15 protein-coding genes are annotated in these 16,988 nt (G+C 62.1%); 7 read left to right on the top strand and 8 right to left on the bottom strand.

The window, feature by feature from the left end:
• Positions 1-31 precede the first annotated feature (31 nt).
• From nuoM to J4D52_RS23260, 4 genes are all read left to right on the top strand, one after another.
• Positions 32-1,564, top strand: a complete 1,533-nt coding sequence (gene nuoM, locus J4D52_RS23275; protein WP_053279911.1) for an NADH-quinone oxidoreductase subunit M — start codon at positions 32-34, stop codon at positions 1,562-1,564.
• 7 nt (positions 1,565-1,571) lie between these two features.
• The gene (gene nuoN, locus J4D52_RS23270) at positions 1,572-3,035 is read left to right on the top strand and encodes an NADH-quinone oxidoreductase subunit NuoN (protein ID WP_009049791.1); all 1,464 of its coding nucleotides are present in this window, start codon (positions 1,572-1,574) and stop codon (positions 3,033-3,035) included.
• Positions 3,036-3,218: 183 nt separating this feature from the next.
• On the top strand, positions 3,219-3,632 hold the full coding sequence (locus tag J4D52_RS23265) for a toxin (RefSeq protein ID WP_102677755.1): 414 nt from the start codon (positions 3,219-3,221) through the stop codon (positions 3,630-3,632).
• A complete protein-coding gene (locus J4D52_RS23260) occupies positions 3,622-3,936 on the top strand; it encodes a DNA-binding transcriptional regulator (RefSeq protein ID WP_025804712.1) in 315 nt (104 codons plus the stop codon). The genes J4D52_RS23265 and J4D52_RS23260 overlap by 11 nt, the downstream gene beginning before the upstream one ends.
• 177 nt (positions 3,937-4,113) lie before the next feature.
• Here the strand turns inward: J4D52_RS23260 and J4D52_RS23255 are convergent, their stop codons facing one another.
• The 6 genes from J4D52_RS23255 to J4D52_RS23230 are packed head-to-tail and all read right to left on the bottom strand — an operon-like array spanning position 4,114 to position 10,074.
• On the bottom strand, positions 4,114-5,856 hold the full coding sequence (locus J4D52_RS23255) for an ABC transporter substrate-binding protein (protein ID WP_025804713.1): 1,743 nt from the start codon (positions 5,854-5,856) through the stop codon (positions 4,114-4,116).
• Between the two features lie 50 nt (positions 5,857-5,906).
• Positions 5,907-6,179, bottom strand: a complete 273-nt coding sequence (locus J4D52_RS23250; RefSeq protein ID WP_025804714.1) for a DUF2160 domain-containing protein — start codon at positions 6,177-6,179, stop codon at positions 5,907-5,909.
• 10 nt (positions 6,180-6,189) lie between these two features.
• Positions 6,190-6,990, bottom strand: a complete 801-nt coding sequence (locus J4D52_RS23245) for a carbohydrate ABC transporter permease (RefSeq protein ID WP_007929618.1) — start codon at positions 6,988-6,990, stop codon at positions 6,190-6,192.
• A gap of 11 nt (positions 6,991-7,001) precedes the next feature.
• On the bottom strand, positions 7,002-7,868 hold the full coding sequence (locus J4D52_RS23240; RefSeq protein ID WP_053279915.1) for a carbohydrate ABC transporter permease: 867 nt from the start codon (positions 7,866-7,868) through the stop codon (positions 7,002-7,004).
• On the bottom strand, positions 7,865-8,980 hold the full coding sequence (locus J4D52_RS23235) for an ABC transporter ATP-binding protein (RefSeq protein ID WP_102677754.1): 1,116 nt from the start codon (positions 8,978-8,980) through the stop codon (positions 7,865-7,867). Before J4D52_RS23235 ends, J4D52_RS23240 begins: the two co-directional genes overlap by 4 nt.
• Positions 8,980-10,074 carry an ABC transporter ATP-binding protein gene (locus tag J4D52_RS23230; RefSeq protein WP_102677753.1) on the bottom strand — a complete coding sequence of 365 codons (1,095 nt, stop codon included), beginning with the start codon at positions 10,072-10,074 and terminating at the stop codon, positions 8,980-8,982. Before J4D52_RS23230 ends, J4D52_RS23235 begins: the two co-directional genes overlap by 1 nt.
• Positions 10,075-10,401: 327 nt before the next feature.
• On the opposite strand from J4D52_RS23230, the gene J4D52_RS23225 reads away from it, so the two are divergent.
• Positions 10,402-12,252, top strand: coding sequence for a sigma-54-dependent Fis family transcriptional regulator (locus J4D52_RS23225; RefSeq protein WP_102677752.1), 1,851 nt, complete (start codon positions 10,402-10,404; stop codon positions 12,250-12,252).
• 82 nt (positions 12,253-12,334) lie between these two features.
• Here the strand turns inward: J4D52_RS23225 and cysS are convergent, their stop codons facing one another.
• Both cysS and J4D52_RS23215 read right to left on the bottom strand, forming a co-directional pair.
• Positions 12,335-13,717, bottom strand: a complete 1,383-nt coding sequence (cysS, locus tag J4D52_RS23220; RefSeq protein ID WP_023964366.1) for a cysteine--tRNA ligase — start codon at positions 13,715-13,717, stop codon at positions 12,335-12,337.
• Between the two features lie 18 nt (positions 13,718-13,735).
• Positions 13,736-15,433 carry a glutamine--tRNA ligase/YqeY domain fusion protein gene (locus J4D52_RS23215; protein WP_102677751.1) on the bottom strand — a complete coding sequence of 566 codons (1,698 nt, stop codon included), beginning with the start codon at positions 15,431-15,433 and terminating at the stop codon, positions 13,736-13,738.
• Between the two features lie 277 nt (positions 15,434-15,710).
• Here J4D52_RS23215 and J4D52_RS23210 point away from each other — a divergent pair, with 277 nt between their 5' ends.
• Together J4D52_RS23210 and lpxH are read left to right on the top strand one after the other, a co-directional pair.
• A complete protein-coding gene (locus J4D52_RS23210) occupies positions 15,711-16,214 on the top strand; it encodes a peptidylprolyl isomerase (RefSeq protein WP_007929634.1) in 504 nt (167 codons plus the stop codon).
• The gene (lpxH, locus tag J4D52_RS23205; RefSeq protein ID WP_025804721.1) at positions 16,211-16,960 is read left to right on the top strand and encodes a UDP-2,3-diacylglucosamine diphosphatase; all 750 of its coding nucleotides are present in this window, start codon (positions 16,211-16,213) and stop codon (positions 16,958-16,960) included. The genes J4D52_RS23210 and lpxH overlap by 4 nt, the downstream gene beginning before the upstream one ends.
• Positions 16,961-16,988 lie beyond the last annotated feature (28 nt).

The following is a 16,988-nucleotide window of genomic DNA, read 5'->3' as shown; positions in this document are numbered from 1 at the left end:
TTGCGAACTTGCGAAAGGAATTGAGCCCGTCATGATTCTGCCTTGGCTAATCCTGATCCCCTTCATCGGCGGCCTGCTGTGCTGGATGGGTGAGCGCTTCGGCGCCACCCTCCCCCGCTGGATTGCGCTGATCACCATGTCCCTGTTGCTCAGCCTCGGCCTCTGGCTGTGGGCCCACGGCGACTACTCACTCGCTCCGGCGCCTGGCGCCGATCCGACCTGGACCCTGGAGTTCAAGCACGTCTGGATCGAGCGCTTCGGCATCAACGTGCACCTGGCCCTCGACGGCCTGTCGCTGTTGATGATCCTGCTGACCGGCCTTTTGGGCGTGCTGTCGGTGCTCTGCTCCTGGAAAGAGATTCAGCGTCACGTGGGCTTCTTCCACCTGAACCTGATGTGGATCCTGGGCGGTGTCGTCGGCGTGTTCCTCGCCCTCGACCTGTTCATGTTCTTCTTCTTCTGGGAAATGATGCTGGTGCCGATGTACTTCCTCATCGCGCTCTGGGGTCACAGTTCTTCGGACGGCAAGAAAACCCGGATCTACGCCGCGACCAAGTTCTTCATCTTCACTCAGGCTTCCGGCCTGATCATGCTGGTGGCGATCCTCGGTCTGGTGCTGGTCAACTTCAACGACACCGGCGTGATTACCTTCAACTACGCCGACCTGTTGAAGACCAAGATGTCGACCACCACCGAGTACGTGCTGATGCTCGGCTTCTTCATTGCCTTCGCGGTGAAGCTGCCAGTGGTGCCGTTCCACTCCTGGCTGCCTGATGCCCACGCCCAGGCACCGACCGCGGGTTCCGTGGACCTGGCGGGGATCCTGCTGAAAACCGCGGCCTACGGCCTGCTGCGCTTCGCCTTGCCGCTGTTCCCGAATGCCTCGGCCGAGTTCGCGCCGATCGCCATGACCCTGGGTCTGATCGGGATCTTCTACGGTGCCTTCCTGGCTTTCGCCCAGACCGACATCAAGCGCCTGGTGGCATTCTCCAGCGTTTCGCACATGGGCTTCGTGCTGATCGGCATCTACTCCGGCAGCCAGCTGGCCCTGCAGGGCGCGGTGATCCAGATGCTGGCTCACGGTCTGTCGGCGGCGGCACTCTTTATCCTGTGCGGCCAGTTGTACGAACGCACCCACACCCGCGACATGCGTGAAATGGGTGGCCTGTGGTCGAAGATCGCCTACCTGCCAGCCATCAGCCTGTTCTTCGCCGCGGCCTCGCTGGGCTTGCCGGCGACCGGTAACTTCGTCGGCGAGTTCCTGATCCTGGTCGGTACCTTCGCCAGCGCGCCATGGGTTTCCGTGCTCGCGACTTCCGGCCTGGTATTCGGTTCGGTCTACTCGCTGATCATGATTCACCGTGCCTACTTCGGCCCGGCCAAATCGGACGCAGTACTGCACGGCATGGATGCTCGCGAACTGATCATGGTGACTGGACTGGCGGCACTGCTGATTTACATCGGCGTCTACCCGCAACCGTTCCTCGATACCTCTGCCGCTACGATGAGTGGCGTGCAGCAGTGGCTCGGTACCGCCTTCACTCAACTCGCTTCGGCCCGGTAAGAGCGCTATGGACTTTACGATTCAACACTTTATCGCGCTTGCGCCGCTGTTGATCACCAGCCTCACCATCATTGTGGTGATGCTGGCTATCGCCTGGCGTCGCAACCATTCGCAAACCTTCCTGCTGTCGGTCGCCGGTCTGAACCTGGCGTTGCTGTCGATCCTGCCGGCCCTGAAAGTCACCCCTCTGGCGGTGACTCCATTGCTGCAGATCGACCAGTTCGCCTGCCTGTACATGGCGCTGATCCTGGTGGCCACCCTGGCCTGCGTCACCCTCGCCCACGCCTACCTGGGCGACGGCGGCACCGGTTACCCGGGCAACCGCGAAGAACTGTACCTGCTGATCCTGATGGCCGCCGCCGGTGGCCTGGTGCTGGTCAGCGCGCAACACCTGGCCGGCTTGTTCATCGGCCTGGAGCTGCTCTCGGTACCGGTCTACGGCCTGGTGGCTTATGCCTTCTTCAACAAGCGTTCGCTGGAAGCCGGCATCAAGTACATGGTGCTGTCGGCCGCCGGTTCCGCGTTCCTGCTGTTCGGCATGGCCCTGCTCTACGCCGAAGCCGGCAGCCTGAGCTTCAACGGCATCGGTCAGGCCCTGGCCGCGACCGGCCTGCCTAGCCCGATGGCCCAACTGGGCCTGGGCATGATGCTGATCGGCCTGGCGTTCAAGCTGTCGCTGGTACCCTTCCACCTGTGGACCCCGGACGTCTACGAAGGGGCTCCAGCGCCTGTGGCGGCCTTCCTGGCCACCGCGAGCAAGGTGGCGGTATTCGCGGTGATGGTGCGTCTGTTCCAGATCTCGCCGGTAGCCAGCAGCGGTGTCCTGAACACCGTGCTGACCCTGATCGCGATTGCCTCGATCCTGTTCGGTAACCTGCTGGCGCTGACCCAGAGCAACCTCAAGCGTCTGCTGGGCTACTCGTCCATCGCCCACTTCGGTTACCTGCTGATCGCTCTGGTGGCGAGCAAGGGCCTGGCGATGGAGGCCATCGGCGTCTACCTGGTCACCTACGTGATCACCAGCCTCGGCGCCTTCGGCGTGATCACCCTGATGTCCTCGCCTTACAAGGGTCGCGACGCGGATGCCCTGTACGAGTACCGCGGCCTGTTCTGGCGTCGTCCGTACCTGACCGCCGTACTGACCGTGATGATGCTGTCCCTGGCCGGTATCCCGCTGACCGCGGGCTTCATCGGCAAGTTCTACATCATCGCCACCGGTGTCGAAGCGCACCAATGGTGGCTGGTCGGTTCCCTGGTCCTGGGCAGTGCCATCGGCGTGTTCTACTACCTGCGCGTCATGGTCACCCTGTACCTGATCGAGCCGAACCTGCGCCGCGTCGACGCCCAGCTGCACTGGGAACAGAAAGCCGGCGGCGTGATGCTGCTGGCCATCGCGGTCCTGGCGTTCTTCCTCGGCGTCTACCCACAACCGCTGCTGATCCTGGTTCAGCAATCCGGTCTGGCGGGCTGATCGCTCAAGAACGATCCGCAGCAAAACAAGACGGCGCCTTCGGGCGCCGTTTTGTTTTCCAAAGAAAAACCGCCCTGCCCTTCCTCCTGCCACCTGAAAGGAATTGCCTTTCAGGCTTTAAAGACGCGCCCTACATCTCATCCTGATTGCTAAGTCTAAGGTCATTAAAAGGCGACGAGCGCCATGCGCAACGCCTTGACCTCTCGACCCATTCAATCAAAAATATACGCAGATTACGTACAGAGCATGGACGCACTTTTTATTGAGCTGCCCCCGTTCCAACGCCATCGACAGGACTACCTGGACGACGAGCTTTTTCGTAGCTTGCAGCTTGAGTTGCTGAAAGCCCCCGAAGCCGGAGATCTCATCGAGGGAACCGGTGGCTTGCGCAAGATCCGCTTTGTCGATGAGCGACGGCACAAGGGCAAACGTGGCGGGATCCGGGTGATTTATTACTGGTGGTCCGGAGGCGCCCAGTTCTGGCTCTTCACCCTTTACGCAAAGAACGAGCAGAACGACCTGACATCCCATCAGAAAAAACTGCTCAAGCAACTGCTGAACAGAGAAGTCGAGGCGAGAACCCATCATGAAACGTGACATCTTTTCCGAACTGGTCGAAGGTTTCGACGCCCTGGCCAAAGAGCGCCAAGGCAAGCTCACGCTGCGCACCCACAAGGTCAAGCTGAACGCACTGCTACCGATCACCGCCGAAGAAGTGCTGGCCGTGCGCGAACAGCTGAACCTGTCCAGATCAGTATTTGCCATGTACCTGCGCACCAATACTCGGACCCTGGAGAACTGGGAGCAAGGACGGGCAAAACCCAACGCTCAGGCCACCACCCTGATCCGCCTGGTACAGCGTTTTCCCGATACGGTGGAGCGGCTGGCAGCCCTTGCCTGAAGAACCACGCTGGTTCGAAGGACATCATTGCGGGCAAGCCTCGCTCCTACAGAAGAACGGAGCTGCGTGATCCTTCGACACCTGGGCCCGCGACAGCGATGGCCCAGGCTCCACGACCATCACTCCCAAAACAGAACGGCACCCGAAGGTGCCGTTGCGCATTACCGATCCACAACCTTACTTGCGCGCCGCCTCCCACGACTTGAGCAGTTCGTTGTAGCTCACGGTCTCGCCCTTGGGTTTCTCGTTGGCCAGTTTCGGTTTCGGCGCGCCCGGTTGGTCGAACCAGTATTGCGCGTCGCGCTCGGGGTTCATTTTCGGGGCGCAGGTGGCCTGGGCTTTCGAGCGCTCAAGCCGGGTCATGATCGCGTCCTGGTCCTTGGCCAGGCCATCGAGTGCCTGTTGTGGGGTTTTCTCGCCGCTGGCCGCTTCGGCGATATGGCTCCACCACAGCTGCGCCAGGCGTGGGTAGTCCGGCACGTTGGTGCCGGTCGGCGTCCACTGCACACGGGCCGGGCTGCGATAGAACTCCACCAGGCCACCGAGTTTCGGCGCCAGGTCGGTCATCGCCTGGGAGTTGATGTCCGACTCGCGGATCGGTGTCAGGCCGACGATGGTTTTCTTCAGCGACACGGTTTTCGAGGTCACGAACTGGGCATAGAGCCAGGCCGCGAGCTTCTGTTTCTCCGGGGTGGACTTGAGGAAGGTCCAGGAGCCGGCGTCCTGGTACCCCAGCTTCATGCCCTCCTCCCAGTACGGCCCCTTGGGCGACGGCGCCATGCGCCATTTCGGCGTGCCGTCGGCGTTCATCACCGGCAGGCCCGGCTTGGTCATGTCGGCGGTGAAGGCGGTGTACCAGAAGATCTGCTGGGCGATATTGCCCTGGGACGGCACCGGCCCGGACTCGGAGAAGGTCATGCCTGCCGCTTCCGGTGGCGCGTACTTTTTCATCCAGTCCACATATTTGGTGGTGGCGAACACCGCCGCCGGGCCGTTGGTGTCGCCGCCGCGGGTCACGCTGGAGCCCACCGGATGGCAATCCTCGACGCGGATCCCCCACTCGTCCACCGGCAAACCGTTAGGCAAGCCCTTGTCGCCGCCGCCGGCCATGGAGAACCAGGCATCGGTGAAGCGCCAGCCCAGGGACGGGTCCTTCTTGCCGTAGTCCATATGCCCGTAGACCCGCTTGCCGTCGATCTCCTTGACGTCTTCGCTGAAGAACTTGGCGATGTCCTCATAGGCCGACCAGTTCACCGGCACACCCAGCTCGTAGCCGTATTTCTCCTTGAACTTGGCTTTCAGGTCGGCACGCTCGAACCAGTCGGCGCGGAACCAGTACAGGTTGGCGAACTGCTGGTCGGGCAGCTGATAGATCTTGCCGTCCGGCGCGGTGGTGAAGGAGATACCGATGAAGTCCTTGATGTCCAGGGTTGGCGAGGTGTAGTCCTTGCCTTCGTTGGCCATCAGGTCGGTGATGGATTCGGTCTTGCCATAACGGAAGTGCGTGCCGATCAGGTCGGAGTCGTTGACCCAGCCGTCATAGATGTTCTTGTCCGACTGCATCTGGGTCTGCAGCTTCTCCACCACGTCGCCTTCCTGCAGCAGGTCGTGGGTCAGCTTGATCCCGGTGATTTCACTGAAGGCCTTGGCCAGCACCTTGGACTCGTATTCATGGGTGGCGATGGTTTCCGAGACCACGTTGATCTTCATCCCGCGAAACGGCTCGGACGCCTTGATGAACCACTTCAGCTCTTCCAGCTGTTGTTCCGCGGTCAGGGTGGATGGCTTGAACTCGCTGCCGATCCATTTTTTTGCGGCGTCCTCGTAGGCGTCGGCCCAGGCCGTCGCGCTCAAGCCGCTCAGTGCCAGCATGGCCGCCAATGAAACGCTATGTCGCAGCTTATTGTTTTTGTCGAACATAGAGACCTCCCGGTTGAATTTCGAAGCAGGACCACCGCGCACGCGCCCGGCTAGCCCCAACGCATCACAGCCAACAGCCACACCAGGGACAGCACGAACGCCACCCAGATGCTCCAGTCGGTGACGCCGATTACCAGCAGATGCAGGTAGGCGCTGCCGAGAAGACCGATAAACAGACGATCGCCACGGGTGGTGGCAATCGGCAGGAAGCCGCGCCGAGGGATGCTCGGCGAACGCAATTCCCAGCTGGTCATGCCCAGCAGGATCAAAGCAATGACACCGAAGAATGCCGCCGTCGGGACGGTCCAGTTCATCCATTCCATCAGCGGATCCTCATACCCGGCCCAGGGCAAAGCCCTTGGCCACATGGTTGCGAACAAACCAGATCACCAGCATGCCCGGCAGAATGGTCAGCACCCCGGCCGCCGCCAGCACGCCCCAGTCGATACCGGAGGCGGACACGGTGCGGGTCATCACCGCGGCGATCGGCTTGGCGTTCACCGAAGTCAGGGTCCGCGCCAGCAGCAACTCGACCCAGGAAAACATGAAGCAGAAGAACGCCGTCACGCCGATCCCCGAGCCGATCAGCGGGACGAAGATCTTCACGAAGAACTTGGGAAAGCTGTAGCCGTCGATGTAGGCGGTCTCGTCGATTTCCTTCGGCACCCCGGACATGAAACCTTCGAGAATCCACACCGCCAGCGGCACGTTGAACAGGCAGTGGGCCAGGGCCACGGCAATGTGCGTATCGAACAGGCCGATGGACGAATAGAGCTGGAAGAATGGCAGCAGGAACACCGCCGGCGGCGCCATGCGGTTGGTCAGCAGCCAGAAGAACAGGTGCTTGTCGCCGAGGAAGCGGTAGCGCGAGAACGCATAGGCCGCCGGCAGCGCCACGCTCAGGGAAATCACCGTGTTCAGGCTGACGTAATACAGCGAGTTGAGGTAGCCGGTGTACCAGCTGGGGTCGGTGAAGATCACCTTGTAGTTGTGCCAGGTGAAATCCTGGGGCCACAGGGTCAGGCTGCCGAGGATCTCGTTGTTGCTCTTGAACGACATGTTCAGCAACCAGTAGATCGGCACCAGCAGGAACAGGATGTAGATCAGCAGCGGTATCAGCTTGCGCTTGGTCATGGCGGCCGTCCTCAGCGATTGGCGTCGGAGTGGGTCATGGCGGTGTAGAACAGCCAGGACACCAGCAGGATGATCAGGAAGTACACCAGGGAGAACGCCGCGGCCGGGCCCAGGTCGAACTGACCGATCGCCATCTGGGTCAGGGTCTGACTGAGGAAGGTCGTGGCGTTGCCCGGCCCGCCACCGGTGAGCACGAACGGCTCGGTGTAGATCATGAAGCTGTCCATGAAGCGCAGCATCACCGCGATCAGCAGCACGCTTTTCATCTTCGGCAACTGGATGTGGCGGAACACCGCCCAGTTCGACGCGCGGTCGATGCGCGCGGCCTGGTAGTACACGTCCGGAATTGCTCGCAGCCCCGAGTAGCAGAGCAGCGCCACCAGCGAGGTCCAGTGCCACACGTCCATCACCAGCACCGTGACCCAGGCATCCATGGTGTTGGCCGCGTAGTTGTAATCGATGCCCAGGGCATTCAACGCCGAGCCCATCAGGCCGATGTCGGCGCGGCCGAAGATCTGCCAGATGGTGCCCACCACATTCCACGGAATCAGCAGCGGAATGGCGAGGATGATCAGCACCACCGACGACCAGCGCCCCTTGCTCGGCATGGTCAGGGCAATGGCTATCCCTAAGGGGATTTCGATCAGCAGCACGCAGGCCGAATAGATGAACTGGCGCAGCAGCGAGTCGTGCAGGCGCGGGTCGAGCAGCACCTGGCGGTACCAGTCGGCACCGACGAAGTAGCGGCTGGACTGGTCGAAGATGTCCTGCACCGAGTAGTTGACCACAGTCATCATCGGGATCACCGCACTGAAGGCCACCAGCAGGAACACCGGTAATACCAGCCACCAGGCCTTGTTGTTCTGCACTTTGTTCATGGCTGAACCTCGTTCGTGGCGTGGGCCTCCAGCAGGTACTCATCGGCGTAGACCATCAGCCACTGCGCGGGAAAGCTGATGCAGGCCCTGCCCTGCGGCACCGGCTTGTCTTCGGCCAGGCGCACTTTCAACACCGCGCCGTCGAGGTTCAGGGTCATGATCTTGTAGGTGCCCAAGTCCTCGACATGGACCACATCAGCCTGCAGCGCCTCCTCGTAAGGCTCGTCCCAGACATGGATGAACTCCGGGCGGATGCCGACTTTCAGGCTCTGGTAATCGCTCTCGGCGATACGTTGCTGCAAGACCTCGGGCAGTGCCAGGTGGGTGCCGGCGAACCTGACACCGCCGGCCTCTGCCCGGACCTCGATCAGGTTCATCCCCGGGCTGCCGATGAAGTAGCCGACAAAGGTGTGGCTCGGCCGCTCGAACAGCTCCCGCGGGGTACCGAACTGGACGATCTGCCCGCCGTACATCACCGCGATTTTGTCGGCGAAGGTCGAAGCTTCGAGCTGGTCGTGGGTGACGTAGACCATGGTGATGTTGAACTGCTCGTGGATCTGCTTGAGCTTGCGCCGCAGCTTCCACTTCAGGTGCGGGTCGATCACCGTCAGCGGCTCGTCGAACAGGATCGCCGACACGTCGTCGCGCACCAGGCCGCGGCCCATGGAGACCTTCTGCTTTTCATCGGCGCTGAGGTTGCGCGCCTTCTTGTTCAGCAGCGCCTGCAAGTCGAGGACCTCGGCGATCTCCTGCACCTTGCTGTGCACCTTGGCTTCGGCCATGCCCTGGTTGCGCAGCGGGAAGGCCAGGTTGTCGAACACCGTCATGGTGTCGTAGACCACCGGGAACTGGAAAACCTGGGCGATATTGCGCTTCTCGGGAGTCAGCTCGTTGACCACCCGGGTATCGAACAGCACCTGTCCCTGGGACGGGCTAAGCAGCCCGGAAATGATATTGAGCAAGGTCGACTTGCCGCAGCCGGACGGCCCGAGCAAGGCATAGGCGCCGCCCTGCTCCCAGATGTGGTTCATCTCGCGGATCGCATAGTCCTCGGGACCGGCCGGGGTGCTGGTGTAACTGTGGGCGAGGTTGTGCAAACGGATCTCGGCCATCAGGCAACCCTCGCGACGCGCCGCCCCGGCGCCTGGACCAGACGGCCCTGGGCATCGAAGACGAACAGTTTGTGGGTGGGGATATAAATGCGGATCGGCGCGTCGACGTCGTATTCGTGCACGCCGGGCAGGTGCAGCACCAGCAGGAACTGTTCGTTGCGCACATGGAGGAAGGTTTCCGAGCCGCTGATTTCCGCCACCTCGACGGTCACCGCCAGCTCCAGGTCGTCGTCGTTGCTCGGCACCAGGGAGATATGGCTGGGCCGCACGCCAAAGCGGAACTCGCCCTCGCCGACCGGGCGCAGGTCGACGTTCAGCGGAAAGTGCACGAAGTTGGCGAAGCTCACTTCATTGCCGGCGATGCGCCCCGGCATCAGGTTGATCGGCGGTTCGGAGAACAGCTCGGCGGCCAGCACCGTCTGGGGCTGGTGATAGACCTCGGCGGTCTTACCGCTCTGCACCAGGCGCCCCTCGTGGAGGATGGTGGTGGTGCCGCCCAGGGCCAGCGCCTCGTTGGGCTCGGTGGTGGCGTAGATGGCGATGGTGTGGCGGGCCTGGAACAGCTCGCGCATCTCCTGGCGCAGCTCTTCACGCAGCTTGTAGTCGAGGTTGACCAGCGGCTCGTCGAACAGGATCAGCTCGGCATCCTTGACCAGCGCCCGGGCCATTGCCGTGCGCTGCTGCTGGCCGCCGGACAGCTCCAGCGGATGGCGCTGCAGGAACTTCTCGATCCGCAGCATCTTCGCCGTCTCCTGCACCTTGCTCTCGATCAGTTGCGCGGCGACGCCGGCCTGGCGCAACGGCGAGGCGATGTTCTCGAACACGGTCATGGTCGGATAGTTGATGAACTGCTGATAGACCATCGACACGTTGCGCAGCCGCACCGGACGCCCGGTGACGTCCACGCCGCTCATCAGGATGCGCCCGCTGGCGGGCTTGTCGAGCCCGGCGATCAGGCGCATCAGGCTGGTCTTGCCGGACAGCGTGCGCCCCAGCAGGACATTGAAGGAACCGGGTTCAAAGCGCAGCGAGATGTCATCGATCCAGGTCTGGCCCTCGACGACACGGCTGACGTGCTCCAGCGTTAATGACATGGCTCGGCCTTTTTTATTATTGGAGTCAAGCGACCGGAGCAGCAGAGCGACTTTCGTGCCAGAACCGTGACGTCAAACCAAGCCACTGATAAGCCTGGAATTTATGCCAAGGCAGGCTGTTCGAGGGTTCACAGCTGAACAGAAATGAACAACCCGCACTGAACAACTGAACAATCCGGCGGTTGACAATGAACAAGAGTGAACAACACTGGATGGACGTTTTTGCCGACAAGATTGCTTCTTGTAGCCGCTGGCTACGCCAGCGGCTACAAAGGCCAGGCCATGCGCCAATAACAACAATAAAAGCGTTTTCAGAGACCTACCGCCATGAGCGCACCTGCCTCACCGCTGTCTCACGAGACCATCATCAAGGACTCCTGGAGTCGCTGCCGGGCCTTTGGCCTCAGCCACCAGAGCGCGCCCGCCTTCGATCAACTGCCCGCCGAGCGCATCGCCCAGTTGCTGGAGAGCCAGCATGCCCTGGTGCAGACCACCCACCAGGAAGTCCTGCCCTACTACGAGAACATCCTCAGCAATTCCAATTGCCTGATCATGCTCGCCGACAACCAGGGCCAGGTGCTGACCTCCTGGGGCACCCAGCGTTTTATCGAGCCGAGCCTGGCCCGTGGTTTCAGTGCCGGCGCCAGCTGGCTGGAACACTGCAGCGGGACCAATGCCATCGGCACCGCCCTGGCCTGCGAGCAGGCGGTGCATATCGAGCACGATGAACACTTCCTCAAGGCCAACCGCTTCATGACCGGCTCGGCCGCGCCGATCTTCGATGCCGAGCGCCGGGTGATCGCAGTGCTGGACGTCTCCAGCGACAGCTACCTACCGCCCTCCCACACCCTGGGCATGGTCAAGATGATGAGCCAGACAGTGGAGAACCGGCTGATCCTCAACCTGTTCGAAGGCCGGCATTTCCAGCTGACCTTCAACACCGGCCTGAACAACCTCGACAGCCAGTGGGCCGGTCTGCTGATCTTCGATGAAAGCGGCCAGGTGCTCTCGGCCAACCGCCGCGCCGACAACCTGCTGGGCATCAGCCTGTCGCGGGTCGGCATCGAGAGCCTGTTCAAGGTGTCCCTGCTTGAGTTGCTCAACCAACCCGAAGGCCTGCCCTTCGCCCTGCAGGCCGCCGGTCGCAACCGCTTCCATTGCCTGCTCAAGCGTCCAAGACAGATGCCGATCCAGGCCCGAGTCTTCGCCGAGGCACCTGCTCGCCCTTCTCCCACCAACACCGATGCCATCAGCCTGAACACCCTGCACTTCGGCGACAGCCGGGTGGAGAAAGCCGTACGCCAGGCCGAACGGCTGCTGGAAAAGGACATTCCGCTGCTGATCCACGGCGAAACCGGGGTCGGCAAGGAAGTCTTCGTCAAGGCGCTGCACCAGGCCAGCTCGCGGAGCAAACAGGCGTTCATTGCCGTCAACTGCGCAGCGATCCCCGCCGAACTGGTGGAGTCCGAGCTGTTCGGCTACGAAAAAGGCGCGTTCACCGGCGCCAACCAGAAAGGCAGCATCGGCCTGATCCGCAAGGCCGACAAAGGCACTCTGTTCCTCGACGAAATCGGCGATATGCCCTTGCCGACCCAGGCTCGCCTATTGCGGGTGCTGCAGGAACGCTGCGTACAACCTGTGGGCAGCAGCGAACTGTTCCCGGTGGACATCCGCATCATCTCCGCCACCAACCGCTCCCTGCGCGAACAGGTGCAGCTCGGGCGCTTCCGCGAGGACCTGTACTACCGTATCGGCGGCCTGACCCTGGAGTTGCCGCCCCTGCGCGAACGCAGCGACAAACAGGCGCTGTTCAAGCGCATCTGGGAACAGCACCGCGAGTCCGGCCAATGGGCCGGGCTCAGCCGCGAGGTCCAGGAACTGTTCGAGCGCCACCCCTGGCCGGGCAATCTGCGCCAGGTCAGCAGCGTGATGCAGGTGGCGCTGGCCATGGCCGAAGAACAACCGATCCGCGCCGAGCACCTGCCGGACGATTTTTTTGTCGACCTGGACATGGAGCCGGCCGCCAGCCACGAACCGCCCGGCGACATCGCCCTGGAAGACAGCGCCGACCTGCACCGCCAGCTCAAGGCCGTGGGCGGCAACATCTCCCTGCTGGCGCGGCGGCTGGGGGTGAGTCGCAATACCCTCTATAAAAGATTGCGTCAGCAGGAGGATTGATCCCCCGCCCCCCTCCATCCTCAAATGGCAGGCAAACAAAAACCCGCACAAGGCGGGTTTCTGTTTGTAGCCAGTACCGCGATCAGTCAGCCAGACGCCAGGTAGTCCCGCCCTTGCCGTCTTCCAGCACCACGCCCATGGCGGTGATCTGGTCGCGGATGCGGTCGGACTCGGCCCAGTCCTTGTTGGCACGGGCGGCCAGGCGCGCCTGGATCAGCGCTTCGACCTGCGCCGCGTCGACCCGGCCGGCGGCACCGGCCTGCAGGAAGTCGTCGGCTTCCAGCTGCAGCACACCCAGCACGTCCGCCAGTTCCCGCAGGCGCGCCGCCAGACCGGCCGCCGCATCAAGATCGCTCTCACGCAGACGGTTGATCTCGCGCACCATCTCGAACAGCACCGCACAGGCTTCCGGGGTGCCGAAGTCGTCGTTCATCACCTCGGTGAAACGCTCGACGAAGGCTTCGCCACCGGCGGCCGGCACGCTCGGCAGGCCCTTGAGGGCGTGGTAGAAACGCTCCAGGGCGCCCTTGGCGTCCTTGAGGTTGTCTTCCGAGTAGTTGATCGCGCTGCGGTAGTGGCTCGACACCAGCAGGTAACGCACCACTTCCGGATGGTACTTGTCGAGCACGTCGCGGATGGTGAAGAAGTTGTTCAAGGACTTGGACATCTTCTCGCCATTGATGCGGATCATGCCGCAATGCATCCAGGCATTGGCGTAGGTCTTGCCGGTGGCCGCCTCGCTCTGGGCGATCTCGTTTTCATGGTGCGGGAACTCGAGGTCGCTGCCGCCGCCATGAATGTCGAAGGTCTCGCCCAGGCAGCAGGTCGACATCACCGAGCATTCGATATGCCAGCCCGGACGCCCGGCGCCCCATGGCGATTCCCAGCTCGGCTCGCCCGGCTTGGCGGCTTTCCACAGCACGAAGTCCAGCGGGTCCTGTTTCGACTCGTCGACTTCGATGCGCGCGCCGATGCGCAGGTCTTCGATCTTCTTGCGCGACAGCTTGCCGTAACCGAGGAACTTGCCAACCCGGTAGTACACGTCGCCGTTACCCGGCGCGTAGGCGTAGCCCTTGTCGATCAGGGTCTGGATCATCGCGTGCATGCCGGCGATATGGTCGGTGGCACGCGGCTCCATGTCCGGCTTCTTGATGTTCAGGCGCGCTTCGTCTTCGTGCATCGCCGCGATCATGCGCTCGGTCAGCGCCTCGAACGACTCGCCGTTCTCGTTGGCCCGATTGATGATCTTGTCGTCGATGTCGGTGATGTTGCGCACATAAGTCAGGTCGTAGCCGCTGAAACGCAGCCAGCGGGTCACCAGGTCGAAGGCGACCATGCTGCGGCCGTGGCCCAGGTGGCAGTAGTCGTACACGGTCATGCCGCACACGTACATGCGCACCTTGTTGCCATCGAGCGGCTTGAAGACTTCTTTGCTCTTGGTGAGCGTGTTGTAGATCGTTAGCACAAGGAGTTCCTTAACTGATCACTGACCCCAGGAGTCGCGCAGGGTCACGGTACGGTTGAATACCGGTGCGCCCGGTTTCGAGTCCTTGATATCCGCGCAGAAGTAACCTTCGCGCTCGAACTGGAAACGGTCTTCCGGCTGTGCGTTGCCCAGCGAGGGTTCGGCACGACAACCAGTGAGGACCTGCAGGGAGTCAGGGTTGATGTTGTCCAGGAAACTTGCGCTGTCTTCGGCCTTCTCCGGGTTCGGCGAACGGAACAGACGATCGTACAGGCGCACTTCGCACTCAACGCTGGCGGCGGCCGGCACCCAGTGGATCACGCCCTTGACCTTGCGCCCTTCCGGGTTCTTGCCCAGAGTGTCCGGGTCGTACGAGCAACGCAGCTCGACGATGTTGCCGTCGGCATCCTTGATCGCCTCGTCGGCACGGATCACGTAGCTGCCGCGCAGGCGCACTTCACCGGCTGGCTCCAGGCGCTTGTAGCCCTTTGGCGGCTCTTCCATGAAGTCGTCACGGTCGATGTAGATTTCACGGGCGAACGGCAGCACCCGCACACCCATGTCTTCTTTCGGGTGGCGCGGCAGTTCGAGGTTCTCGACCTGGCCTTCCGGGTAGTTGGTGATCACCACCTTCAGCGGACGCAGCACGCACATGGCGCGCGGGGCGCTGTGGTCGAGGTCGTCACGGATGCTGAACTCCAGCATGCCGAAGTCCACCACGCCGTCGGAACGGTTGGTGCCAACCATTTCGCAGAAGTTGCGGATGGATTTCGGCGTGTAGCCACGACGGCGGAAGCCCGACAGGGTCGACATGCGCGGATCGTCCCAGCCGTTGACGTGCTGCTCGTCCACCAGTTGCTTGAGCTTGCGCTTGCTGGTGATGGTGTAGTTCAGGTTCAGGCGGCTGAACTCATACTGGCGCGGCTGCGCCGGCACCGGCAGGTTCTCGAGGAACCACTCGTACAGCGGACGGTGGCTTTCGAACTCCAGGGTGCAGATCGAGTGGGTGATGCCTTCGATGGCGTCCGACTGACCGTGGGTGAAGTCGTAGTTCGGGTAGATGCACCACTTGTCGCCGGTCTGGTGGTGATGGGCATGGCGGATGCGATACATGATCGGGTCGCGCAGGTTCATGTTCGGCGAGGCCATGTCGATCTTGGCCCGCAGCACCCGTGCGCCGTCCGGGAATTCGCCCGCCTTCATGCGCGCGAACAGGTCCAGGTTCTCTTCCACCGAACGGTCGCGGAACGGGCTGTTCTTGCCCGGCTCGGTCAGGCTGCCACGATATTCCTTGGCCTGCTCGGGGGTCAGGTCGTCGACATAGGCCTTGCCCGCCTTGATCAGCTCCACCGCCCACTTGTGCAGCTGGTCGAAGTATTGCGAGGCGTAGCGCACTTCACCGGACCACTCGAAGCCCAGCCACTTGACGTCGCTTTCGATGGCGTCGATGTATTCCTGGTCTTCCTTGGCCGGGTTGGTGTCGTCGAAACGCAGGTGGGTGACGCCGCCGAATTCCTGGGCCAGCCCGAAGTTCACGCAGATCGACTTGGCGTGACCGATGTGCAGGTAGCCGTTGGGCTCCGGCGGGAAGCGGGTCACGATCTGTGTGTGCTTACCCGAGTCCAGGTCCGCCTGGATGATCGGGCGCAGGAAGTTGACCGGCACGGCCGGTCCGGTCTTGGAATTCGAGGTAGGGTCGACAGTGGGCTTGCTCATAGGATCCTTGAACGTACAAGTGCGCGGCCGGTGCGGCCTGATAAATCAAAACGGATATCATAGCCGATGCGGTCAAGCCCCTGACAGAGCGGGCTTTAAATCTGCCGCGATTAATCCGTCGCAAATGAAAAAACAGCCTCGAATTTCACGCCCGGCACGCTAAACTGCGCACCTTGGCGGATTTTTGCCAGCGCGGTTCCGGCCCGCGGGCCCCAGGCCTACCTCCCGGAACCCGGGAATTCCTTGAAAACGCTCCTCCTTATAAAGAGTACCGATCATGACTCAAGTCAAACTGACCACCAACCACGGCGACATCGTGCTGGAACTGAACGCCGAGAAAGCCCCGGTCACCGTGGCCAACTTCGTCGAATACGTTAAAGCCGGTCATTACGAAAACACCGTGTTCCACCGCGTCATCGGTAACTTCATGATCCAGGGCGGCGGTTTCGAGCCAGGCATGAAAGAAAAGAAAGACAAGCGTCCAAGCATCCAGAACGAAGCCGACAACGGTCTTTCCAACGACAAGTACACCGTCGCCATGGCCCGCACCATGGAGCCGCATTCGGCTTCCGCGCAGTTCTTCATCAACGTCGCTGACAACAGCTTCCTCAACCACAGCGGCAAAACCGTCCAGGGCTGGGGCTACGCGGTATTCGGCAAAGTGGTCGCCGGCACCGAAGTGGTCGACAAGATCAAAGGCGTGGCCACCACCATGAAGGCCGGCCACCAGGACGTACCGGCAGAAGACGTGATCATCGAGAAAGCCGAGATCGTTGAGTGATACTGCTGATTTCAGATTTGCATCTGGAAGAGGAGCGCCCGGACATTACCCGGGCGTTTCTGGATTTACTGGGCGGGCGTGCCCGCTCGGCGCAAGCGCTGTACATCCTGGGAGATTTCTTCGAGGTCTGGATCGGCGACGACGCCATGACCCCCTACCAGCTTTCCATTTGCCAGGCACTGCGCGAGCTCAGCGACAGCGGCACGCAGGTTTTCCTGATGCATGGCAATCGCGACTTCATGCTCGGCAAGGCCTTCTGCAAGGCCGCGGGCGCGACCCTGCTCAAGGACCCGAGCGTGGTCGACTTCTACGGCGAGCCGGTGCTGCTGATGCACGGCGACAGCCTGTGCACCCGCGACGAAGCCTATATGCGCATGCGCCGTTACCTGCGCAACCCGGTTTCGTTGTGGATCCTCAGGCACCTGCCGCTGCGCACCCGGCACAAGCTGGCGCGCAAGCTGCGCAACGAAAGCCGCGCGCAAACCCGCATGAAGGCCAACGACATCGTCGACGTGACCCCGGACGAAGTGCCGCGGATCATGCAGGAGTTCAAGGTGCGGACCCTGGTCCATGGCCACACCCACCGCCCGGCCATCCACAAGTTGCAGATCGGCGACCAGGCCGCCAAGCGCATCGTGCTGGGGGACTGGGACCGTCAGGGTTGGGCCTTGCAGGTGGATGAACAGGGCTTCCAGCTGGCGGCTTTCGACTTCGTGCCGTCGCAGTTGGCGTTGCCCCGCTCATAACAGCGCCGCCTTCCGGGCGAACGCTGCG

The organism is Pseudomonas sp. GW460-12-10-14-TSB1 (genome assembly GCF_017349775.1).
In the GTDB taxonomy this organism is placed as follows: Bacteria; Pseudomonadota; Gammaproteobacteria; order Pseudomonadales; family Pseudomonadaceae; genus Aquipseudomonas; species Aquipseudomonas piscium.
Note: the sequence above shows the minus strand (reverse complement) of the source record. Positions and strands in the feature narration are given on the sequence as shown.